Genomic DNA, 23,161 nt, shown 5'->3' with positions numbered 1-23,161 from the left:
CTCACCGGCAGCAAGCTGGTTGAGGAAAGCCCCACCGTCATGAAGCCAATGAACGAAGAGCACCTCGCGGTCCTACGCAGGCACATGGTCGAGATGATTGCAATCCATACCGACCTTGCAAGCGAAGAACTCGGCAAGGCGGCGCTCGATGAGCGGGTGATGACAGCGATGCGGCGAGTGCCGCGGCATCTCTTCGTGCCAGCCTCGGTTGCACCTTATGCCTACCAGGACATGCCGCTGCCGATCGGCTTCGATAAAACCGTCTCGCAGCCGTTCATCGTCGCTCTCATGACCGATCTCCTTGCTCCCCAACCGCACGAGGCGGTGCTCGAGATCGGCACTGGCCTGGGCTATCAAACCGCAATCCTCGCGGAACTCGCCGGGCAGGTTTGGAGCGTGGAAATCATCGAGGAATTCGCAAGCCATGCCGAGGCTCTGCTGCAGGGCCTCGGCTTATCCAACGTCGGCATTCGTGTCGGAGACGGGTCTCGCGGCTGGCCCGAGCACGCCCCATTCGACAAGATCCTGGTCACCGTCGCAGCTGGGCGCGCGCCGCCGGCCTTGCTTGAGCAGCTCAAGCCGGGGGGACGGCTGGTTCTGCCTGTGGGACCTGAAGATGTGCAGTTGCTGACGGTGATCGACAAGGATTCGGCAGGGCAACTGAAGACTCGGAAACTGATCCCGGTTCGGTTCAGCCGGCTCGAAACGGTCTAATGAGGTGCGACAACTGGCGCGACCGCGCTTTCCGACCGTCGATCAGATGCCGGCCTTCCGCGTTTCTTCGCCCTTGGTGAATGCGAGAAACAACACGTCCCAGATTTTCCGAACAGGACGCCGGATAGGGTTATTCCGATGATTGCTTGCTTCAATGTCCTTTCCACCATTGCCTCCTCATTGATCAAAACAAGTCCCGACGCGGATTGGCTTCTTCCCACAATCGTCTGGCCGCGTTTACCAGTTGCGTGTCGAGTGAACCGGACCCGGGAAGCTTCGATTTCAGTTCCTGCGCGGCTGCTTCAACGCCGCTGTTTTTGACTTCGGTCCGAACTTTGCCAGCGTCCTTTGCGCGTCCGGCGGTTCCTTGCGCAGGTCGAGCGCAGCCGCAAATGCAAACGCACGGTAAGGGCCTGATCGCCTGATCGGCCTTGTCGCCCTTTGCATTTCGAGGGCCGCGCGATCGTAAGCTGCGAACTGATCGCCCCGCGCGATCCGAACAATCTTTGCGCTTCGGCTAAGTTCCGTTCCACACCGACACCGTCCCGATACATGCGTGCGAGGCTGCCCGGAGCGCAGGGCTGGCCAAGATCGATTGCCTTCTGAAAAGGCGCCAGCGCCTCTTTCGGATAGATCCTTCTCCACGCCCTGCCAGACAAGTAATTGCGGCCGAGCAGGTCCATCGAATACATGTCGCCGCTGGACGCCGGGCCTCCAGGAAGGCAACGGCGCGGGCCGGATCGGCGGTCACGTCGCCGTAGCCATTGAATAATGCGCGACCCCACGACGTCATGCCATAGGGGATCCCCCTTGTCGGATGCCGCCGTTTAAAGCGCGTTGGCCTGTGCGCGGTCGACGGCCATTCCGGTTCCCGGTAGCATACATGTAGCCTAGCTCGAACACGGCACGGACGTGTCCCGTCTTGGCGGCTTCTTCGATGGCTGTGCTGCCCTCCTCGACCTTGCCTGCCGCAAGGAGCCCGCGCCCCAGTTCATAGCGAAAGCGCGGGACATCGGATAGCCTTGACCTCGGCTTCGCAAATCTCCACCGCGCTGCCGCCAATTCATTTGTGAGCAGGCCGGGGACGATCCCCTTGCAGGTCGAGAGGCTCGCCGGCAGCCGTATCCCACCGATCCACTGTTGGCGATCGAGGATGATCTTCGATTTCGAACGCAACTGTTCCAGCACATCGTTGAGCTTGATGGCCTGGACTTCGATGTCTGCCGCCTGCTTCAAGGAGGCATCGACCGGGATCAGGAAGTTTTCGCCGCCGATCTGAAAGCCGTGACCGGAATAGTAGACGACCGCCAGGTCGGCGCCGTCAGCGGCGGCCAGATAGTTGCGAAACTGCTCCTCGAACTGCAGCTTGGTCAGATCGCTTGCGACGAAGACCTCAAAACCGGCCAGTCGAAACGTTTTGGATACGTCTTCGGCATCCCTGGCCGGGTTCTTGAGAGCGGGGAATTGTCGGTAGTCCGATTGCCGATGACAAAAGCGACCCTTCGGTCGGCGCAAGCGTCAAAGGTCGTGAAGCTCGTGAGGATGAAGGCTGCGATGAATCCGCAAAGTCGGAGCATGGCAAATCCCTAACCGCTGTTACCTGGCAGCCGCATGTGGTAGCAAGGTCCATTAGAGAGCATGCAATCTGCCGAGACAGAAAGAGAGAAAAGCCGTCGCGACAGCGGGCATATTCCCCATTTATCAAGAGCTAAAGTAGATCAGAGGCTGATTGTCCGCAATGATTGTCAAACGGTTGCCTGCTATTTGGATTCGTGCTCACTCCGGCATCCTTGCCTTGGCGGTGCGCGAGGCAATCTTCCGGTTGGCGCTGGGATGGCTTTGCTTTTGGTGGCACGCTTATCCGCAGCGTGGCCTGAGTTAACTGCGACATACGGCGCCAGCATAGTCTGCTGAGGAAGCGCAGTCTTCGGCGGCCTCGCCTGCGGGCGAATGCCTGTCCGCGGGATTTCCTCACGACCGAGGCGCAAAATGATTCCGCGACATCCGTCATTATGCACGACGACACGCGCGTCGAGGAGGCCCGCCATACGGCCCTCGATACCACACTTCTGCAGGCCTTGGCGTGGATCGTCTCGCTCAAGCGGGGAGACTTAACCACCTGATGCTTGCAACACCTTGATCTAAACGCAGTTTACCTCATTCAAACAGACGAGGACATTAGGCCACCCCTCCCCTAGGGTAAGAGGTCGTTCGGTCGACTTTATCCGGAGAAACTATTGTAAGTCGTGTGGAAATAAAATCAAACTCGCGATTCTTCATGCAAACACTATTGGAGTTCATGTGCTCGCATCCCATAGGGGGAACGTTGTCGAAGGACGAGTGGGGGAACAACGATTTTCTCGGTGTTACCGCAAAAACCTATAAACCCCATTCGGTGATATGCCGCCAGGAAGACGACAACGGTGAGATATTCATTGTAAAATCGGGTTGGGCCATACTTTATCACGCACTGCCAGACGGAGAGCGGCAGATCATAGACACTCCCCTCAAGGGGGACGTTGTCGGTTTCCGTGGTTTGGACGGACCCCATCTTGCGTCGCTGGCGTCCATAACCGAAGTAGCTGTTTATGAAATTTCCAGTAAGGAACTGGTCGAGGCCATCCTGTCGGACGGCCGAATCGGGAAGAAGATCGCCTGCTCGCTGGCGCGCCTGAACGCCATCCTTGCCGAACACCTGATAAATACCGGGCGGCGGAACGCGATAAGGCGTACCGCCCATTTCCTGCTCGAGTTGGAAGAGAGGCTCTCCATGGTTGAGCTGTCGGTCCATGGAAGATATGAGTGTCCTCTTGCCCAGCATGAACTGGCCGACATCCTCGGAATGACCACGGTTCACGTCAACCGAACGTTAAGGGAGCTCCGCAAGGCCGATCTCGTCTCTTTCAAGTCAGGCCATGTAGAGGTGATCAACCGCAAGAAGCTGGTCGAAACAGCCGGATTCGACAGCGAGTATCTCAGGTAGCGGCTATCTCTCTTTGAACGCCAGCGCATGGACGCCAAAATGAAAACGGTCGTTCCGTCGCCGGAACAGTTCGAGAAGACATTTACGGAGAGCTGGTCGTGCGCGGGACGCCTGACGTCTCGACGACAGCGGTATCCGGCTCGAGGCGGTCGACGGTTGGGCCGAGCGGAACGCAACCCGTTCGTGCTGACCAAGTGTGACAAGGGAGATCATCATGGCCGCGGCAACTCGGCCTATCGCGCGAGTGCGGCGTGCTGCCGAATTATGCGCAGAGGGCCGCTTACCAAGGCGTGCTCGAATTAAAGTGGGGGCCAATGCTGCCAGCACTGTCCCCCGACACAATGTCAACGGCACTTTCGGCGGTTCTGGTCTGCCGATGAAATGTCGGAGGCACCCGCTGATCCACATTCGGCTGCCTGCTGGGCTGAAGATGGCTGGGTCCAATGCATGCGCCTTTCGCACAGGATCCAGCCCTTTGGGTCCAGCTTGGCATCGGTTCCCTGAAAATTACCAAAAAAACAATCTATGTTAGAGACTGCTTATAAATAACCCCTACACTTACCCACGCTGGGTATCGCTGGGGGTTGGGGAACTGAAAACGACGCAAATGGGCTAATCGAGTCTCGACCCTTCAAAACGCGCAGTACCAAACTTTCATTACGAGAGAATGCGGAAATCATGTCGGCCAGCGCAAGACGGCTTGTGTGGGAAAGAGGGAGTATTGACATGGGTAACACGGCAGGACTGCACAATTATGATTCGGCCAATCAGTCAGAAGTTCCGTCCGGCGGACCGGGAATCGTCCAAGGGCAGACAGGCAGGGAATGCCTCCTCATCTTGGACGGAAGGGCTCTGGACCGCGAGTGTCTCGCATCGGCTCTCGTGGACCACGAACTCGGCATGGATGTCGCCGCCTTGGGGTCCATCGAGGAATGGCGCGTCAGAAAGAGATCGGCCCCTCCCCTTGCAGCCATACTCTTCAACCTTGGCAGTCGGAAGGTCACCGATCGTGGCATCACTGACGAGATCAGGCATATTTCGTGCGAGTTCAAATCAGTCCCTGTGGTCGTCCTGGCCGACACCGAAGACCTTGCCCAGATACTGACCGCTCTCGAATGCGGTGCACGCGGTTACATTCCGACCTCTGTTGGAATCAATGTCTGCGTCGAGGCTATCAACCTTGCGGCAGCGGGAGGCATCTTCGTGCCGGCGAGCAGTGTCCTTGCTATGCGGCACCTGATAGATTCGGGCGGCCGCGACACGCAGCCTTTGGCAGGCATGTTCACGCTTAGGCAGGCCGAGGTTGCGCAAGCGCTCCGGCGCGGCAAGGCGAACAAGATGATCGCCCACGAACTGAATTTACGCGAAAGCACGGTGAAGGTCCACATCCGCAATATCATGAAGAAACTAAAGGCGACCAACCGCACGGAAGTCGCCTGCAAGGTCAACGATCTTCTCGCAGAAGGAAACTCTGGCTGAGGAGTGAGCCCAAGCGTAACACTTCCCAACTTGCGTGAGTCCCGCGGCCGCATTCTACTGCTGAAGGTCGAAGGGCGGAATCGGCAGCTGAACTGCTGTCTAGCCAGACCTCGATCGTATCGAAAATCTTGTGCTGGCCGCTCAGCAGCCCGAATCCCGTTTCGAGGAACCATTGCCTTGGTGGAGTAGGCTTCCTCGTCGATCTGGGTAAGGACCGCCACCGGTTGGTCGCATTTCCAAACCAGGAGGCCGCATTCTCCGCCTTCAACCGTTCCTATCCGGGTTTCGCTGAGCGACAAACCAAAAACAGTTTTTGTTTGGCCCATTTAATGAAAAATCCCCTCGAATTTCAAAATGGCAGTAAAGATCCGTCATTCTTGTGATTTTTGTCAATTACGCACACAGTTTCACGAAGATCTGTCGCAGGTCACATAGGAGGACGACTGTCGAAAACGAGGTATGCATTTTTTGCTTCCAGTAGATCATGCCGATGGTGAGATTCCTGAGGTACCACCGTATCGTCCCCCGGCGCGCCGTTGCCAGACGGTGGAGTAAGCATACCATGATTCATCGCCCAAACTGCAGCCTGTGTTCGGTTGCGGACTCGAACCTTTCTAAGTATGGCTTTGACGTGTACCTTCACCGTAGCTTCGGCAATGTTGATTTCGCGCGCGATGGCTTTGTTTGACTCCCCTTGGATCAAACGGCGCAGAATACAGTTCTCGCGATTCGACAAAATTACGAGTTCTTGATCCATACTCTCCACTTTACTTTCCACCTTTGGTAACTCATCAGCTATCGATTCATCTTTCGAACCTTGCCTTATATCTTGAATAACCATCGAAGCTTCCGCAGGTAGTACCGTTTGCCCAAGCATAACCAATTCGAGGACTTTGATGAAGGTGTCGTAAGCAGCGATCTTTGTCAGATACCCGTCAGCCCCCGCATGAAAGGCTGAGACTATATCGGTCGTGCGACAGTGATCAGCTAGCGCAACGACATGGCTGGCTGGGTAAATCGCCTTAAACTCAGCAATCTGCGCGAATTCAGCTTCCGCATCAGCACCGCCGATGTCTATGATTAGCAAGATCGACCGGTGATGCGGTAGCGGCTTTTGCAGAAGATCGTTAACAGAAGCCGTAGAGAAAAGAACACGAAAATCTTCTTCATTCAGGATTCGACTAACACCTTCTCGAAGTAACTCGCTTGGCCCGACAAGCACGGTTATGAAAGATTGCCTTGTCATCATCGCTTCTCACCCGACGCGATTGGGATACACGCGTCGATTAGGTGCTCCACGCGCCAACCGCACAGTTTTCTTTTTTAACCTTACGCCAGGAAAACCGTACACCAAAATACCCTCTTTAGGCGTAGGGCAGCATCATCGAGGCGTATCCCGAATCTTCAACCTGGGGCTTTTGGTCAAGAACCCGAGCTCGTGGTTTCATCGACTCAGCCTATCGTGGCAAAGGATTGCGCGGCCGCGAGGATTACAGGGCTTGGTTTCCCGCGGGCCGATGAAAGGAACACATGAGACGGCCCGTTCCGCTATGGTTACCTCGATACGATTGCCAAGATTGAGAGCTTGGTCGATTCGCGTCTTAATTCATCTGACGCGTCAAGCCGTGCATCAGGTCGTCCAGATAGCAGAATGACGGCGCAGAACCACGGCGAACAACGGCGCCGGGGATCCTGGAATGGACCAGTTGTACCTAAAGTCGTGCATTCCGGTTGCCGGGATCGCCGAGGCAGGAACCATCGAAGCGGCAAGCGACGGTCTCCGATTCTCGGTCGTGACGACTACACCGGGGCTGGTCTTGGAGCGGGTGGCCAAACATGGTTACGAGGCTCTCTTACCGGCGAGCGACTTACACAAGGCGACGTTGTCGGACTAATGGATTCCGTCCGCCTTGAAGCGGTTCGCGTGTGAGGCTGCGATCTCGGAGGATGCGGCAGAGGCAATCGTCATCGGTGGCGACCGCTTGCCGTGCAGGCAGGCGCATTGCGCTCGCGCTTTTCAATTCCGATCATCGAGCCTGTACCAATTGCTGTCAGATTGGCGGCAGCACGCCGCCCGGGCGCATATCAAAACTGTCGCCCAGACGGCACGGTCTCGCACATTTTGCTGCCGCCAAAAACCATATTGCGATAGCGGCTCACCGGGCCCTCAGGTCCTCCGGAGTTGGAAAAGGAGCTTGTTCCTCGCGGCGCAGCAATGATTGAGGATCTCGTCGTAGTCCTTGAATATACGGTTGGAGAGCCCCTTGTCATGAATTTGCCGCAGGTTTTCGACTGGGTTCAGTTCCAGTGAGCGCGCGGCACGAACATCAGAGTGATGTTGTCCGGCCGCGTCACTTGCGATCCGGCCTGATCAGGATCAGCACCGCATGCGCGCCGTCGTCGGCGCTCCGACTGATCTCGGCGAGGTGCTCCCGCATCGCCTCGGTATCGCAATAGGGCACGCCCTTCCGGAGGCAGACGGGCCGCCGGTCGAACCAGTGGGGGAATTTCACACAGTAGCTTTGCCAATTGCTGCGAGTCCAGCAAGGCTCGGTAGGTGTCTCCAGTTCGGCGATGTCGCGAAGGCGCTCACCGAATTGCGCCGCAAGCTGCCCCCGCCGCGTGACGAGTGCGGGAAGCCGTTGCAGTTGCTCACGCCGATGGCAGCGTGCAGGTCGGTCGGTAGTTGTAGCCGATTCAGGATAGCCCTCGTAGATCACCTGTTTCGAGCTGTGCCGGACCGTCTCGGTAACGCTCATGCGTGCATGACCTTGTCTCCTGTCCTCGGGGGTAAGTTCACGCGTAATCCGAGATACTAGACGACGTTTGCAATTCGACGTAGGCGCAAGCTTGAACGCAACGCCAATCGCCCGGGAGAGTCTCAGTATAGCCTTATCCACGCCGTATTATGGTCATGAACGTTAGCATTATATCCCCACATGAAATTTCTGGTTGTATTGTCAGAATTTCGTTAAGACGATGGATTGTCGTTTTATTGTCCGTGAGTGTCTTTAGAGATACTTATGGAGATTACTATTTAACTGGAGAAACACATGAGATCGATGAGTCGCGACAAGGAAATACTGTGGACACACTCGGAAGGGTTGAACAACTTACGCGCGACGACGGAGGCAGCCGAGTGACGATCGAAGCTCCCATTTCCACCGCTTCCGCGTCGACGGCAACGACGCAGCCGGCGCAGGGTCTTACCTACACCACCACACCGATCCAATCGCAGTATGATGGCCAGGTGATTGAAAATCTTGACATCTACGTCACCAACGGGGACGCGGTCACGATTACGCACGACAATGTCATTCTGCGCAATTGTCTTATTCATCACGTCGAAGGTGACGGGGTGGTGGTATCGGGCGCAAACGGCGTCACGATCGAGAACACCGAAGTCATCAACGCCGACCCGCCGGCGGGAATCGACCCCGAGACGAGCCCGAACATCAACAACATCAACGCAGAAAACGCCTCGAACTTGACCGTTCATAACACCACAGTGCGGGAAGGCTCGACTGGCATCTATCTCGTGAACTCGCCCGGCGCGAGTCTTTCACACGTCGATGGCTACGACTTCCATGGCCCAATGCCGCGCGGTCAGTTCGTCCAGTTCAACAACTCGGGCAATAGTTCGCTAACCGACTTCTATGCCGTAAACGACGCCGGCAGTTCGCATCCGGAGGACATCGTCTCGGTATATGGCAGCCCGAATACGACGATCTCAAATGGGGTGATCGACGGTAACAACTCTCAGACCGGCGTGGCCGTTATGTTCGAGAACGGATCGACCGGCGGCAGGGTGGATCACGTTGACGCCGTCCATCAGGGCAATGGCGCGTTCTCTTCCTACGCGAGCGATGTGACCTTCGATCACACGAGGTCGTTCGACGGTATCGATGAGGATCAAGGCCGCGGGCTTCCCTCGTCGAATGGACTGATCTGGAATGTAAGCTCCGGTGGGGTCAGCATCCTGAACTCGAGCTACACCAACCCTGGCAATCCCAACAACATCATTTGGGACGCGTCAAAGGCGGTCGTGGCCGACGTGCACGAGGATCCCACGGCGACCCCAGTGGCACACGTCGATAACCAGTTCACCTGGGACTACGCAGCGGATAGCTCGACCGACACTGTCACGGACGCGAGCGTCACTCCCCCAACCACTAGCACGACCGAGACCGGGTCTGGGACTGGGACTGGGACTGTCGCTCCTTCCGGCAGCACCAGCGATGGCACCTTGTACGGCACCAGCGGCGCCGATATACTCCACGGAACCAGCGGCCACACCATGATCGGCTATGGCGGCAACGATACCTACTATGTCGATAATGCCAACGAGAAGGTGGTTGAGGCGGTGGGCGGCGGCAACGACAGTGTGCTCGCCTCGGTGAGCTATGCGCTTTCGGCCGGCTCGGAGATCGAGCTTCTCGCCACCAACACCGCGTCAGACGCGAAGGCAATGAGCCTCACCGGCAACGAGTTCGCCCAGACCATCCAGGGCAATGCCGGCAACAATGTCATCAACGGCGGCCTCGGCGCCGACGTCTTGACCGGCTACGGGGGCCACGATGCCTTCTCGTTCAATACGGCTCTTGGAGCCGGCAATGTCGACAAGATCACCGACTTCAAGCGCTCCCAGGATACGTTCCATCTCAGCGATACCGTTTTTGCCGGGCTTCAGTCGGGAGGGCTTCCGTTCAAAGCTTTCTTTGTTGGTGCAGCCGCGCATGACAGCTCCGATCATATCATCTACAACAGTGAAACCGGGGCTCTCTCTTTCGACAATGACGGGGCCGGCGGCGCATCTCAAACACAGTTCGCCACCCTTTCCCCACATCTGTCGCTCACCGCAGCCTCGTTTTATGTGACCTGAAGGACTACGCGGGGAACTAACATCCCGCGAGGGGCTGCCCTGGCAAATAAGGACTGGATCACAGTCTCTCAAAGCCATGATCCCGAACCGAAGGTCAGCGTACCAAAAGGGGAGCCCGGTTTCGGAGAAGATCACGCTCAATGGAGTTCCATCCCGATGTCATCGGGATGGAACGGACTCGACTTGTGAGCTTTCCGTAGTTGTCGATGCGGACCCAACCGAGGCGACTGGAGTTACCAAGCTTCAGCACTCACCGGAGGGTACTAAATGAACATCCACAAGAATGCCCGTCTGACGCCGTGGCGTCGAGAGGAACTGGCTCTTTCGGTCATCGAGCGACGTCTTTCCTAAGCCTTGCGGCGCAGGCCTATGCTGTGTCGAAGCGAGCTGGCCTGTGATGCTGGTCGATGGCGTCGATGTGCCGGTGGTCGACCCAACCTGGCTTCGACGTGAGATCGGCGTCTTCTTGCAAGAGAACGTGCTCTTCAACCGGTCCATTCGCGAGAACATCGCGCTCGCCGATCCGGCTATGCCATGAAGCGGGCATCGCTCGCCGGCGTTCACGATTTCATCCTGGAGCTGCCCGAGGGCTATGACGTGTCGACTGCGTCATTGCCGGCGCCTGGGTCGCCGGCGTCGCGATGCGCGACATGGCTTCTCGTCGAACGGATACTCTGATCCTTGAGGCAGCGATCGCCTGGGCACTGAGACAAGTTCGTGCAATTCCGAGGTTATTCAGGCGGGCATTACGATCCGGTCGGATCGCTAAAGGCCCAGATCTGCGTAGCGGGTCGGGAACAGCTCTATCGTCACTGCGAGGAGCCGCCGATTCCGCATATGCGCTGCGGCAAGCTTTATAGATAGTCGCAGGAGACCGGTGCTTGCTTCTCTCCAGTCAAACGCGTCCGCTTGCGGTGCGGGAGCACCCGGCCGGCTGTCTCGTCTCCTGACCAGCAGGAAGGCAGATGCGCGCGCATCCAGAGCCCATAGCCCCGCCTTTTTCCACGCCAGCCTACCCGATCGTACTTCGGCTCTCGTCGACATCTTGCGCCATCGCGAGCCGTTCGTAGCACGCCGTCAGGCCGCTTTGGGAACGGCCGCACGGTAGCGGCCGGCGGCTCGGGATGGAGCCCGCTATCCGGTCATGGTGCACCGGTATCCGCTGTCCGCGCGCAGCGCCCATGCGCGCCTGGAGCGCATATTCCAGGAGAACCGCCCATTGCCGGACTCGTGCGTCTGCCTGACGTCAGGGGTACGGTTTCCGTCGAGAACCTTTTCGTCCTCGCCCCGGCACGAACACGCCGGTCGTCATGCGCGACGTTCACGCTGAAGACTTCGCTTGTGGGTGCATGGCCGCCGGCGCAAGGGTGCGTGCGACTCGATGGCGACGATCTGCGCTATTATGGTCCGGACCAACTCGGCACCGCGCTCCAGGATATCGAGCTGTTCTCCGGTTGCGTGCGCGACAACATTGCGCGCTTCCGAGCGGACGCGGCCCGATGCGCAGGTGACCGAGGCGGCAACACACGCCTCTGTGCACGAAATGATCCAGCGCCTCCCCAACGGGTATATGACCAAGGTCGGGAGGATGGAGTCGGACCGTCGGGTGGACAGCGGCAGCGGTCCGTCTCGCGCGCGCCCTGTTTGGCAAGCCGAGCTTCGTCGTGCTCGATGAGCCTGATTCCAATTTGGACAGCGATGGCAATCGAGCACCGATCCGGGCCGTCGAAGGGTTGCGGAGAGACGGAAAGACTGTTGTGATCTGACCTACAGGCCGAACCCCCTGTCGGCGGTAGATCGAATGATCATCCAGCAGGAAGGACGAATAGCGCAGATGGGCAGCAGATGGGCAGTCGTGACCAGTTGCTGCCGTCACTCATGGGCCCGAACGTAGCGCCGGCACTGCGACGGCCCGTGGGTTGGGGGGCGCCCAGGACCGCCGGCGTCATATCCAGCGCACTCTCTCCTCCGGCGGACACGCGTCGATGCGTAACGCGTGACTAATGATGATGATGCCTGACACCTCGAAAAAGGTCTGCAGTCATAGCACGCGTTCGCCGGCTCCGGCGCGGATGGCCCGCTCGACCCCTGTCTCCGCCTCTACAAGCGCAGTGGGGCCGACACTTTCCGCGCTCTTGCGTGCAGGACAGGTGACTCGAACTAGCTTTCTGCAGATTTTCGCGCCGCGTCTATTCGGGCTACGCGTCATCTATGGTCGGCCAGGAGGACCCCCAGGAGGACCCCCATGTCCGGGAGGTGCGCCATGCGATGCGGCAATAGCTTGCGAGTTTAAGCTCGTCCCAAGCAACAGAGCAATGGATGGAGGTGTTACAATAGCAAAACGCCCGGCATTCTTTAGAAATTCACGACGCGCCTGTTCTTCTGGGATACGTTTGCCTGTCTTTACTTTGGAATATTTCCTGCTCTTCATCGAAATGTACTCCAATCTTGTGAATAACAGTCCTGAACTAACATGACATCTAACGCCATAATGTGACATATGGGTGTTATGAAGACAAGTCGCCATCAAGACACACTTCAGGAAATTAAGTATTACTACACTTTTGACCCGAGATCGCCGTCAAGGAGGATGCTCGTGGCGCGGCGTCCAAAGTCGAGCGGACTCCGTCGGCCCGAGCCATCGCCATGTAGGAGTCGCCACATACCCCACAGCGAATTGCCGACCAGGCGCAATGGAACGCCGAGGACGGGATGGTACAAGGGGAAGACGCGCCGCCAGTGTTGAAAGCGAACCAAGGGACGCCGCACATATTGCGCCGGTGCTCTGACGCCAAAGAAGTGACTCAAGGCCAAGAGTTGGGTATCGAACGCATTCCGCGCGTTCTGATCGGGCAAGGATGTTCGGAGCATCGCCCAATCCAGCTTATGCTGTTCCGCCAGCCGTGCCAGATCATAAAGGTGGCGAAAGTCGGTCCTTCCGCGCCAGTAGTCCGCCTCCTTGATGAGATCATGCATGATCCAGTGGAGGGCCCTCGACTGTGGGGCGGGGATTTTCGCCCTAAGGCCGTGACGCCGGGCAAGCCTCGGGGGCTCGCGGTCAATCTCCCGGTACGGCCGGAGCTCCAGGAGACCGACATCTTGCGGGCGCGCCATGCCACCAGCGACCGTCACTTCGGCGTAGCCAAGCTTGGCAAGACAAGCCCGGGCAGCCCCTTCTTTGGTCGTTTCCACAGCCAAGTCGAGATCGCTCATGATTCTGTCGGGAACCCTGCCGCTCGACGAAAGGAACAAGGGAACGGCCCCTTTGAGCAGGACCGGAACGACGCTCCCCTGATTGAGGGCAGCAACGGCTTCATTCAGCTGCCTGCGCAAGCGCAAATTGCGTTCCCGGTTGCAGCCGTAAATGAACTGAAGATACTGGCCCACCTCTTCGGGGAGCCGGTCAAGCTGGCCCGTGTGCGCAAGAGTGGCGAACAAGACGGGCGTAAGCAGAGTGTGGTTGGCGAGTGCAATCACCGCCAGCCAGTCGGCCGTTACCACCAGGCGCCCGTTAAGTCCCGCGATCAGGGCCTCGAACGCATCCCTGGTGGGCTTCATCGGCACGCCGCCTTCAGCAGTTCCAACCCGTCACCCAATTTGGCATAGGTCAGGCAAAAGCCCTCTGCCGATCGGATGACTTGGCAAAGAACGTCGAACGCAGTGCTACTTAGCTCTTTATTCCGCGCAAAGGCGCCGTTCAGCAAGCCACCCAAGATCTCGCTCGGGTCAATCACGCGCAGGGAAGGTTTGGCATCCTGCGTCCGACAGAGCAAGACCACCCAGCCCACGGGCCGGGGAACGGGAGGGACATGATCCCTAGGCACAAGAAAACGCACACGCCTGCGATCGGGACGCCGGTAAACCCGAGACCTGCCGAGTTCGGGGAAATATTGTCCGAGAATGGACCATGATCCCGATTTGACTGAAGGCGCAAAAGCAAGGCCGATACCCTGTCCGGCCGAGTCGAGAAGTGTCACATCGTCTGCCGCGAAGCCAAACCCCGCGTGAACCAGCGCCAATGTCAGGGTCGTCTTGCCCGAGCCAGGGTTACCACAAAGGAGGAGCGTGCGGCCGTTCTTGAACAGCGCCGCCGCATGCAGGGCGAGTTCATATTCACTGTGCCCAAGCACTTCGGCCAGCAGTTGCCCTTTGACCATAATGGGTATCCCGTCTCGACCACAGGAATCAGTCCAGTGGCCATCCCGGAACAGGTGGATCCGCTGCCCACGCTCAACCAGATGGAATAGGACGTCGACGGCCCTGTTTCGAACTTCGAGATGCTGAAATACGGTCGCGGCCGGAAAGGCGACGGCAGCCGGATACAGTATGCGCACACACACGCCTGGAACAGCAACGACCTGGCAGATATGTTGATGAGCTGCGGTTGGGCACGGCGGTGGAGCAGGCTGGATTAGGCCGAGCCGTTCCCAGTCTTGAAGGGCAGCCTCGACATAGCCATAGGCCTCTTGCCTATCAACGCCACGGGCTGCCATCTCGCCCAAGATAGCCTGGACCGGCACGCCTTCTTCAAGCGAGCGCCAGATATCCGCCGCAGTGTCATTGAGCGCAAAGACTACCCCCTGCGTTGAACTGAGCAGGATGTTTTGCCCTTTGATGCATGCAAGCCGACCTTGGGGAACTAACCTCGCCGTAGCATACTCTACAAGGGGAGGCCCCGCAGTTCGGTCAGTGGTTCGGGTTTGTTGCGGGCTCACAGAAGCCGTCATCCTCGTTTGTCTGGGCGTGGAGATCGTTCGATTCGAGTGGAACTCACGACCAGAGAGACACGATCTTCGTCAATCGTTCGAGTCATAGCATTCCCCTCCGCTCCCAAAGCGGTAACTTGCCAACGCCGTTGCCGTGCCGGCACTTTTGCTTGAAGTCGCAGGTTATGCATTGAGCGGTCGCTGTTTTTCGCACTGATCATCGCTTGCATTCAGTTGTTCTGTAACAGCGCCTTTTGTAGTAGAGCCGCACCTCTCATGGTGTCGAGCCTCACCCAAAGTCGTATTCAATTGATAACGTCAAAGAAGAGGTTCGCTTTTTCCGATTGGGGTGTCGCTTGGCAGTTAATCGATGGGTCGTCGGCCAGCCGCCACTCCTTGCAAATCAATCACTTGCCACACGAATCGGCAAAGTTGGGCTAGACGGCGTTTCGCCCCGTCCAGATGCGGGGGATGGTCAGAAGCAGGATCTTTACGTCGAGCCAGACCGACCAGTTGTTGACGTACCACATATCGTGTTCGACACGCTTGATCATCATGTAGACATCAGGCGTCGCGCCGCGCCAGCCATTTATTTGTGCCCAGCCGGTGACCCCCGGCTTCACCTTGTGCCGAGCCGGATAAAGAGAGATGATCTGGCTGTATTCGCTGTCATGCGCGAGCGCGTGCGGCCGTGGGCCTACCAACGACATGTCGCCCTTCAGCACGTTCCATAGCTGTGGAATCTCGTCGATACTGAACCTTCTCAATATGCGCCCAACGCGGGTGACGCGGGGATCGCCCCTGCAGGCTTGAGGGACAACGGGCCCGTCCTCCAGGATCGTCATCGTTCGGAACTTATAGATCTTGAACGTGCGGCCATTGAACCCGGCCCGACGCTGACAGAAGAGCACCGGCGCCCTGGATTCGAGCGCAATCAGCGCCGCTACAACGGCCAAAGGGGGCAGAAGAAATGGGAGGGCGACAGTGGTCAGCACAAGATCGAAGAGCCGCTTCATCAGGAGCTGAGGCGCCGTCAGGGGCGCGCTTTGCAATTCTATCGCCCTCGTCCCCCCCAGGTTGACGACAGGTCGCTTCAAGAGCGCGCTAACGACGTGGTCCGGAAGGAGCCTTACGGGTACCGCGACCACGCAAAGGTGGGCCGTGATTTTCTCAATCAGGGATATGTCAGCCCAACTGACAGCAAGGACTATCTCGTCGACCGAACGCCGACGCACATGTTCAATGAGCTTATCCATACACTCAAGGAGCGAGCTCTCGCTGGATGCAGCAGGCAATGTAATCGTTTGGCAGACCTGGCATCCGGAAGCCTCGATTGCCTGGACAACGCCACTTGGCACGCGCACGTCCGATTGGGTTACGATCACTACTTGCGGTTTGGCAAGCATGTCCGATCTGGTCAGCGAGGCAAACAGTCGTCCGGCGCCCAGGCGCACGAAGATGATGCCGCCAAGTCCCGTCACGAAAAACAGCATGACGGCTTCGCGCGAAAACATGTCTCCCACATTGAGTGCAAGCGCCACAACCGACAGGCAAAGAAAGACCGCCGTCCAGATCAGCGCGACCTCCTTGATCTGAGAGGCCAGCGACCGCAGCTCGGAACTCAGATACAGGCCGCGCGCATATGCGGAAGTCGAAAAAAGGGCGGCTACAACAACACCCAGCCCGAAGTTCCGGCCGTACTCGCCGAAATGTCCGAAGCTCACAAGATTATATACCATTCCCGAGGCGATGCTGAGCAGCACGACGGACATTGCCTCGAGAAGCGGAGACGACTGCAGAAGAACATTGACCTTGAGGGGCACGTTCCACCGCGGTGCGTTTGACGTGGCGCCCGCACGGGGGGCTTCATGAAGAAGTGCCATGACGTTCACCTGCGTTCGAAGCCGCATTCATCGACCAACATCGCGACGACCCTCCTCCTCTGCTGAAAACCACCGGAGTGCCCAGCGTGACGTGGCACCCGTCGCCTGCGATCATTGCCCCTTCACGCGAAGTTCGATTGCGGTGGCTGCGGTAGCACGGGGAATGGCCAGAGAATGGCAGCGACACTGCGCGAATCCAATTCGGCATAAGCTCTAACCCCAAAGGGTAGAGCCGGCGGACGCACCGACCTTTCTTGCCCGCTTCCGGCGCCTGTTAGCCTTTCGAGTACCTCGAAATGATATGCTCTCGCGCGCAGGCCTGGAGCGGCGGACGCTCCGACGGAAGCGACCGGTTCGAAACTGCCGCCCTTTCTCTTTGTTTGGGCACCGCTGAGCGCCGAACCCGAAACCGGGTCTCATTTTAGGGCCTGATCGTCTAGGCGAGCGCCATAGCATCGGCGGCGATCCGTCGCAGCTGGAGCTTGCGAACGTGGAGGCGTGGGAGCGGCTGCATGCCGATCGTGGCTAGGATGTGATCCCAACGGTAGACCCAATCGTGCATCTCCAGGCAACGGACCGTACTTGTCCGGCGCAACAATTCCGTACGGCAGGGGTTTGCGTCGAGTTCGCCAATTACGTCTGCGATATGGCTCGAGTCTGGTGATACCTCGATCACTGCGTCTGGCCAGTCGAAGTGCGCGCCGAATTCGGCGCATTGCGGCGCGGTCCCAAGCATGACGGCGCCCCCCGCGGCCCCTTCGAAAAGACGGGCAGGCAGCACCTGCTCGCCGGCAACCGTGACGGCCTTCGAGTTTGCAAGCGTCGCTGGACTGAAAGCCATGAAATAGCGCGTGCGCCTGATGATATTGGCGAGCAGCAAACGATGCTCATGCCACGCCTTCACCCGGGAATCTGTGCTTGCGAGCGTGTCGTAGAGATAGAAGAGGTCCCGCTCTTCGGCCAGCTTCAGAAGCTGTCCGTGTATCTTCGCGGCTCGGTTGCCGATCGAGTATACGTCGATCACGCGTTTGACCGGCGATAGGTACGGCGTTGCAATGAGGCCGTCGACAGCCGTGGCAAGAAAGGAACAGGGCGTGCGGGTGTATTGAGGCAGGCGAGGTATGCACGCGCTGTGCAACAGGAACACGTGGTCGAACTGGTCCAGGAGCTTCAGATAGCGGCGGTCCTCTTCGAGAGTGCTCGACCAGAGCTCGAACAGATACGCGACAGCAACCTTGCATCGGCGGCGCCAGTCGTGGATCCGAGACAATTCTACAAGGCTTTGCGGACTCCAGGCGACGAAGAAGAAAAGGTCATAATCTTGCGTGAGCCGAACATGCTCAATGCTTGGCGCATTCATTAACCCCAGCCCTTTGCGAAACGCGTTTGTCAGTCTGTTGAAGTCACGCTGGACGTTGTGAGGGTCGTGCTTTGGCAAAACGGCGTGAAAGCGTCTCGTTAGGTAGTTGTCGATGCCAGGGGCGATCAGATCGGCATCCTCGCATTCGGCAACGATGCGGCAAAACTCATACGCCGACGCAAAGTGAGCCCGGTCCTTCGCATTGAATTCAGAGGCAACCAGTGTACGTCTCTTCAAGGAATTCTCCCGGCACTTGTCATTCGATTTTCAACTATTCGGCCGCCGCAGGTTGGCCCGGCGCATAGTGCTCCAGTGCCGGGAGGGGTTGCCGACCCAGGATCATGTCTGCCGCCTTTTCCGCGATCATAAAGACAGCGGCCGAAGTGTTGGCCGAGGGAACGGAGGGCATGATGGAAGCATCAACGACCCGCAGGCGCTCGAGGCCGTGGACCCGCAACTGGTCGTCCACGACAGATTCAACACTAGCGGATGGGCCCATCCGGCACGATCCGCACAAATGATAGGCTGTCAGCCCGGTTTCGCGGGCAAACTGCAGCCGGTCGGCGTCGTCCGTTGTTTTCGGGCCGGGAAGCTCTTCCGTGCAGTTGTAGCGCCTGAGCTCGGGGGCCCGAAACAGCTGCTGCACAGTCTTCATGCCGTTGATGACGACCTGTCGGTCCTGATCATCGGCGAGATAGTTGGGCTGGATCAGCGGCGCTTGAGACGGATCTGCCGAGACCGCCCGAACATGTCCGATGCTCTTCGGCCGCAACTGATAATAGCCAAGCTTGATGACCGGCAACCGCCGCGCGCCGCCGTGATCGGTATAATTGCCCAGGGCAAGGTCAAGCTGGATATCGGGGGTGGAGTGAAGATCCCGCGAGTTGGCGAACCCGTAGACGAGCGACGGGCTGACGGCGAGAAAGTTCGGGCGGCCCAGCATCCATTTCGCTGCCTCGCGCAGGAGGGCGAAGCCGTGTCCGCTGACCGTTTCGATGCCCTCCACCCGGGCGATCAGGTGGACTATGTAGTGGTCCTGAACATTTGCACCGACACCGGGGGATTCGTGCACAACCGGAATTCCAAGGCCGGAGAGCATACTCGCAGCACCCACGCCTGACAGCTGCAGCAGCTTTGGTGAGTTCGCCGCGCCAGCGGAGAGGATCACCTCTCGACGGGCCTTCACACAGCTCGTGGGATGACCCGGCCCTCCTCGTCCATATCGAACGCCGATGGCACGCTTTCCCTCGAACAGGACGGCCGTGGCCTGCGCGTTCGTGCGGACGTCCAAGTTCTTCTTTCTGGCGATCGGCCGTAGGAAAGCCCGCGCTGCGCTCACGCGCCATCCGTTATCGATATAGCGCTGATAGTAGCCCACACCGGCCTGGCTTGCTGCATTGTAGTCGGGATTACGCGGGATGCCGGCATTGAGCGCGGCCTCGATGAATGCATCACATAGTGGATGTCGCCAATCGCAATCTGTAACTGGAAGCAGTCCGTCCGTCCCGCGGTAGAAGGGATCGCATGCCCCAACCCTCCGCTCGGTTCTCTTGAAATAGGAGAGCACGTCGGCGTAGCCCCAGCCTCGATTGCCCTGGTGGGCCCACTCGTCGAAGTCCGCAGCCGCGCCGCGGTTGTAGTTCATTCCGTTAATTGCGGTCGAACCGCCTAGTGTCTTGCCCTGCGACATCGGAATAGAACGGTTGGCCGTCCCCGGACTAGGCTCCGTGTCGAACTGCCAGGCATATTTCGGATTCGAGGATGTCTTGTAGAGTCCCGCCGGAATGTGCAGAAGGATGCTGCGGTCGGCCGGGCCCGCCTCGAGCAGGCAGACCATATTGGTCCCGTCAGCCGCCAGACGATTGGCCAAGACGCAACCTCCCGCCCCGGCTCCGACGATCACATAGTCAAAGACGTCCGCTTCAACCGACATCGCCTCGCGCTCCGCTTATTACCAGCTTCAGAGAATGGCAGGGAATCCGGCCGGTGGCACTTTGCCCATCGGAGTTAAGCCTTATGGAGGGCTTTCGCGGCGGCCAGAATGGAGAGATGGTGTGCGGAGTGCTGTGCGTGCATAAGCCTGCCGCCGATAGTGCATTCTTCAGGAACCTGCGCCGCTGGCGCACAGGGGAAAATGGGGATGCCTGACGACAACCTGACCGAAGAAGCCGCCTTGCCGAGAGGTAGGGTTTATCTGCATCGCGTTGGCCACCTCGACGTCTCCGCACAAGCCGAGTCGACGTTTGGCACCCGAACTGGGCGGGCTGATAGATTTCATGTTGCGCGCCCGGCAGTCTCTTGAACCCCGGCGCCTTAATCGGCGCCGTCTCCTTGCCGGGCTGCTAGCGCTGCCTGCCTCGGGTGCCGTCGGTGCAGCGGTGCCTCTGGCCCAGGGGCGATCTGGCGATAAATGGTTCGGGGGTGCCGTCTCCCTTGCGCGTCCAAGCGGACCCGTGCTCACGCACGCGGATGGGCAGATCATTGAAAATCTTGACATTTACGCCCCCTATGGCAACGGGATCACGGTACTCCATCAGGGCGTCATCGTCCGCAGCTGCCGCATTCGTCATGCCATGGGCAGCGGGATATACGCCCGCGGAGCCGCCGGCATACGCTTGCAGGATGTCGAGATCGATCATGTCGGCGTTCCCCCCTCGGGGACCGAACCAAGTCAGAGCCGCAACAACATAGAGCTGGAAAGCTGCCCCGATGCGATCATCATCCGTGTCAAGGCGTCCCGCGGCTCCTCCAATATCTATGTCTTCGACTGTCCAGGCACCCAGATGAGCTTCCTCGAACTCCACGACGCGCGCGGGCCGTTCCCCCGTGGACAGAATGTGCAGTTCGACCGCTCTCCGGATACGAGCCTGGAAGAATTCTCGGCCGAGAACGGTCCCACCTCCTGGACCGAGGACAACATTTCCGCCTTTCACTCGGACCGCTGTACAATTCGACGTGGACTCGTCTTCTACAACAACAGCCCCACAGGTGTTGGCGTCATGCTGGAGGGGAGCTTCAATTGTCGGGTCGATGACGTCGATGCCGTTCAACAGGGCAACGGCGCCTTCTCGGCCGTTCCGCAGGGTAAGGTCGGCAGTGGCGGTTGCGCGTTCAACCGCTGCCGCACCCGGGACACCTACAATCAGCCACGGGACGGCAGGGACGCCCCGACATCCAACGGCCTGTCGTTCCATACCCGGATATCGGAAGGCGCTGAAAAGCACAGTGTTAGGGACTGCTGCGTCTACGCGCTCGCCAATCCCCGCAACATCATCTGGCAAAGGGCGGCCGTGCATGCCGGTTGGTCCATCGAGCGCAAGGTATTTGATCCCAGACCGCCATTGCGGCTTGCCTTCAACTGGCAGTGAGCAGAGATCCGACGAGGCCCTATCGACGACGACGCCAAAAGAAAAGCAGGTCTGACAGCATTGACCGCGACGGGGACATCCCAAGCGTCCAGAGAGGCGCTGATGCAAGAATCATGCGTCCCGTCGTCGTGCTCGTATCGATAGGTGTGTCGACGATGCGAAGACCGACATGCTTGGTGCCAAGCCTTTCGATGAGCGCCAGCACTTCGCGGGTTGTGCGCGCAACACGGTACGGCTTCGTGACCGCAATCACGTCTCCTTTCCTGACACATGCGATCGCCCTCTCGAGCTCCGGCGTCGAACCGAATATGCCAGTCTTCTCGCAGAAGAACTTCTCGGCTCCCAAGCGGGCAAGATAAAGCTTTTGCGCCTCCAGCCTGGCAGCGGGTTCGAAGGTGTTGATACGACAGTAGCCGATGATCATCGCAATCTCCAATCGTAAGAAGCTTTCAGCGAGGGTCCAAGGTGCCCGACGAAGCCGCTGACGATCTGCGAGCCTGAATGCCGCCGCGGCTCGGCAGTCCCTTTGTCATCTCCCATGTCCGGAGAGATCCGCGAGCTCGAGATATTGCTTTGCGACTCCGTGTGCATCGAACCGTCCCACCCACTGGCCGGCACCTGCCGACAAACGCGACCAAAGGTCATCATCGTCCAGCACAGCCTTCAGCGCTGCGGCCATCGCCTCGGCCTGTGGTTCGACCACTGCCCCATTCACGCCATCCGCGAGCAGATCCCGGCTGAGCCTTGAAGACCCGACGATGGGCGTGCCGGTGGCGATCGCCTCCATCACCGTTGCCGAGGCGACAGGGACCGTATAGCGCGTGGGGAAAGCGGCGACGCGAACGCGGCTGTGTAGTTCGCGAACGCGTGCTCCCTCTGCCATCCCGAGAAGGACCACGTGCCCCCGTATCGCTTCAGGAAGAGCGTCGACCGCCTCTCGCACCGGGCTTGTGATGTCACCCGTCACGTAAAGCGTTACGGATGCGTCGTTGAGGGCGCCGAATGCCCGGATCGTCGCCTCCGGCACCTTGTAGGGCGACGTGCCGGCATGGAGGATTGCCCGCTCGCGCTCTGCCAGCCCACGAGACGCATATGACTGGCGATCGATGCATTTGGGAATTTTCAGGATTTGGTCCCTTCGCAGCCCAAGATCTCGCACCAGTTCCTCCTGAAGCTCGGTCGTGGAGGCGACGACGTAGTGGCAGTGCCGCATGCTCGCGCGTCGAATGGCTCGCCATGCTGCCGCAAGCGCCCCTTTCCGCCTCTCGAGATCGTGAACGATCTGGACGATCGTGCCACGCAGCGGTAGCGGCACCGTCTCGCTGTGGATGACAAGGTCCGGCCGGAACCGATTGATGATACCGATCGCCCGCAGCCATGCCGCGACTGAGGCCGGTCCGGTCAACCGCGTGCGGCTCAATCCGATTATCGGCAACTCGAAGCGAGGCGAAAGAAGTCGCTGGAATTTCGCGCTTTCGAAGGTGCCGACCACGATCTGCACCTGGTGCCCCAGTTCGAGCAACGCCTGGGCAAGTGCCACAATGAAGATGCTCACACCATCAGGTGAATCCAAAGGTTCGCGCCGGGTCAAGACAATGCGCATTCGATCGAACCGTGACAACAGGTGCCTGCGGGCGGCCGCAGCCTCCAGTGGCACCGTGTTTCAGCAATGGAAGCAAAAGAGGACCTCGCCGAAGTATGCGAGGCGGCAGGATCGATCCTCGGGCAAATGGGGAGTACCCCGGCCCGCACTGCGCTTGTTGACGCGTGAAGCTTGGTCTGCCCT

At 58.9% G+C, this 23,161-nt stretch carries 16 protein-coding genes and 1 pseudogene; 7 read left to right on the top strand and 10 right to left on the bottom strand.

What is annotated here, in order from left to right:
- Positions 1-39 precede the first annotated feature (39 nt).
- Positions 40-714: a protein-L-isoaspartate(D-aspartate) O-methyltransferase gene (locus tag NKJ23_RS22200; protein WP_352682396.1), complete on the top strand. Its 675-nt coding sequence runs from the start codon at positions 40-42 to the stop codon at positions 712-714.
- A 789-nt stretch (positions 715-1,503) separates the two neighbouring features.
- On the opposite strand, the gene NKJ23_RS22195 is transcribed toward NKJ23_RS22200, so the two are convergent.
- Positions 1,504-2,229: a caspase family protein gene (locus NKJ23_RS22195; protein WP_352682381.1), complete on the bottom strand. Its 726-nt coding sequence runs from the start codon at positions 2,227-2,229 to the stop codon at positions 1,504-1,506.
- Between the two features lie 811 nt (positions 2,230-3,040).
- Here NKJ23_RS22195 and NKJ23_RS22190 point away from each other — a divergent pair.
- Both NKJ23_RS22190 and NKJ23_RS22185 read left to right on the top strand, forming a co-directional pair.
- On the top strand, positions 3,041-3,697 hold the full coding sequence (locus NKJ23_RS22190; RefSeq protein ID WP_352682379.1) for a Crp/Fnr family transcriptional regulator: 657 nt from the start codon (positions 3,041-3,043) through the stop codon (positions 3,695-3,697).
- A gap of 726 nt (positions 3,698-4,423) precedes the next feature.
- Complete coding sequence (locus NKJ23_RS22185) at positions 4,424-5,176, top strand: LuxR C-terminal-related transcriptional regulator (protein WP_352682377.1); 753 nt, start codon at positions 4,424-4,426, stop codon at positions 5,174-5,176.
- Positions 5,177-5,603: 427 nt separating this feature from the next.
- Here NKJ23_RS22185 and NKJ23_RS22180 read toward each other — a convergent pair whose 3' ends face one another.
- On the bottom strand, positions 5,604-6,425 hold the full coding sequence (locus tag NKJ23_RS22180) for a LuxR C-terminal-related transcriptional regulator (protein WP_352682375.1): 822 nt from the start codon (positions 6,423-6,425) through the stop codon (positions 5,604-5,606).
- Positions 6,426-6,873: 448 nt separating this feature from the next.
- On the opposite strand from NKJ23_RS22180, the gene NKJ23_RS22175 reads away from it, so the two are divergent.
- A complete protein-coding gene (locus tag NKJ23_RS22175) occupies positions 6,874-7,071 on the top strand; it encodes a hypothetical protein (RefSeq protein WP_352682373.1) in 198 nt (65 codons plus the stop codon).
- 456 nt (positions 7,072-7,527) lie between these two features.
- Here the strand turns inward: NKJ23_RS22175 and NKJ23_RS22170 are convergent, their stop codons facing one another.
- Complete coding sequence (locus NKJ23_RS22170) at positions 7,528-7,935, bottom strand: hypothetical protein (protein WP_352682371.1); 408 nt, start codon at positions 7,933-7,935, stop codon at positions 7,528-7,530.
- Between the two features lie 380 nt (positions 7,936-8,315).
- On the opposite strand from NKJ23_RS22170, the gene NKJ23_RS22165 reads away from it, so the two are divergent.
- The gene (locus NKJ23_RS22165; protein WP_352682369.1) at positions 8,316-10,058 is read left to right on the top strand and encodes a right-handed parallel beta-helix repeat-containing protein; all 1,743 of its coding nucleotides are present in this window, start codon (positions 8,316-8,318) and stop codon (positions 10,056-10,058) included.
- 397 nt (positions 10,059-10,455) lie between these two features.
- Positions 10,456-10,655: pseudogene (locus tag NKJ23_RS22160) on the top strand (metal ABC transporter permease); the annotation flags it as partial.
- Positions 10,656-12,614: 1,959 nt separating this feature from the next.
- Here NKJ23_RS22160 and NKJ23_RS22155 read toward each other — a convergent pair.
- The 5 genes from NKJ23_RS22155 to NKJ23_RS22135 all read right to left on the bottom strand — a co-directional run bounded on the left by NKJ23_RS22155 (position 12,615) and on the right by NKJ23_RS22135 (position 19,940).
- Positions 12,615-13,616: a nucleotidyltransferase family protein gene (locus NKJ23_RS22155; RefSeq protein WP_352682367.1), complete on the bottom strand. Its 1,002-nt coding sequence runs from the start codon at positions 13,614-13,616 to the stop codon at positions 12,615-12,617.
- The gene (locus NKJ23_RS22150; protein WP_352682365.1) at positions 13,613-14,773 is read right to left on the bottom strand and encodes a PqqD family peptide modification chaperone; all 1,161 of its coding nucleotides are present in this window, start codon (positions 14,771-14,773) and stop codon (positions 13,613-13,615) included. The genes NKJ23_RS22155 and NKJ23_RS22150 overlap by 4 nt, the downstream gene beginning before the upstream one ends.
- Positions 14,774-15,201: 428 nt before the next feature.
- Positions 15,202-16,647, bottom strand: coding sequence for an undecaprenyl-phosphate glucose phosphotransferase (locus NKJ23_RS22145; protein ID WP_352682362.1), 1,446 nt, complete (start codon positions 16,645-16,647; stop codon positions 15,202-15,204).
- Positions 16,648-17,083: 436 nt separating this feature from the next.
- Entirely contained in the window at positions 17,084-18,244 is a 1,161-nt protein-coding gene (locus NKJ23_RS22140) for a glycosyltransferase (protein WP_352682359.1), read from the bottom strand.
- A 34-nt stretch (positions 18,245-18,278) separates the two neighbouring features.
- The gene (locus NKJ23_RS22135; protein ID WP_352682357.1) at positions 18,279-19,940 is read right to left on the bottom strand and encodes a GMC family oxidoreductase; all 1,662 of its coding nucleotides are present in this window, start codon (positions 19,938-19,940) and stop codon (positions 18,279-18,281) included.
- A 310-nt stretch (positions 19,941-20,250) separates the two neighbouring features.
- On the opposite strand from NKJ23_RS22135, the gene NKJ23_RS22130 reads away from it, so the two are divergent.
- Positions 20,251-21,375, top strand: coding sequence for a right-handed parallel beta-helix repeat-containing protein (locus NKJ23_RS22130; protein WP_352682354.1), 1,125 nt, complete (start codon positions 20,251-20,253; stop codon positions 21,373-21,375).
- Positions 21,376-21,394: 19 nt separating this feature from the next.
- On the opposite strand, the gene NKJ23_RS22125 is transcribed toward NKJ23_RS22130, so the two are convergent.
- A complete protein-coding gene (locus NKJ23_RS22125; RefSeq protein WP_352682352.1) occupies positions 21,395-21,799 on the bottom strand; it encodes a recombinase family protein in 405 nt (134 codons plus the stop codon).
- A gap of 105 nt (positions 21,800-21,904) precedes the next feature.
- A complete protein-coding gene (locus tag NKJ23_RS22120) occupies positions 21,905-22,930 on the bottom strand; it encodes a glycosyltransferase family 4 protein (RefSeq protein ID WP_352682350.1) in 1,026 nt (341 codons plus the stop codon).
- Between the last annotated feature and the right edge of the window lie 231 nt (positions 22,931-23,161).

This window comes from Mesorhizobium sp. M0184 (assembly GCF_040322215.1).
Classification (GTDB): Bacteria; Pseudomonadota; Alphaproteobacteria; order Rhizobiales; family Rhizobiaceae; genus Mesorhizobium.
The sequence above is the reverse complement of the archived record's forward strand: the minus strand, read 5'-3'. Positions and strand labels throughout refer to the sequence as shown.

What these genes read in the sequence shown, in the direction of transcription:
- NKJ23_RS22135 (WP_352682357.1), bottom strand. Translation starts at nt 19,940, where the DNA reads ATGTCGGTTGAAGCGGACGTCTTTGACTATGTGATCGTCGGAGCCGGG.
- NKJ23_RS22200 (WP_352682396.1), top strand. Translation starts at nt 40, where the DNA reads ATGAAGCCAATGAACGAAGAGCACCTCGCGGTCCTACGCAGGCACATG.
- NKJ23_RS22170 (WP_352682371.1), bottom strand. Translation starts at nt 7,935, where the DNA reads ATGAGCGTTACCGAGACGGTCCGGCACAGCTCGAAACAGGTGATCTAC.
- NKJ23_RS22145 (WP_352682362.1), bottom strand. Translation starts at nt 16,647, where the DNA reads ATGGCACTTCTTCATGAAGCCCCCCGTGCGGGCGCCACGTCAAACGCA.
- NKJ23_RS22175 (WP_352682373.1), top strand. Translation starts at nt 6,874, where the DNA reads ATGGACCAGTTGTACCTAAAGTCGTGCATTCCGGTTGCCGGGATCGCC.
- NKJ23_RS22180 (WP_352682375.1), bottom strand. Translation starts at nt 6,425, where the DNA reads ATGATGACAAGGCAATCTTTCATAACCGTGCTTGTCGGGCCAAGCGAG.
- NKJ23_RS22155 (WP_352682367.1), bottom strand. Translation starts at nt 13,616, where the DNA reads ATGAAGCCCACCAGGGATGCGTTCGAGGCCCTGATCGCGGGACTTAAC.
- NKJ23_RS22125 (WP_352682352.1), bottom strand. Translation starts at nt 21,799, where the DNA reads ATGATCATCGGCTACTGTCGTATCAACACCTTCGAACCCGCTGCCAGG.
- NKJ23_RS22185 (WP_352682377.1), top strand. Translation starts at nt 4,424, where the DNA reads ATGGGTAACACGGCAGGACTGCACAATTATGATTCGGCCAATCAGTCA.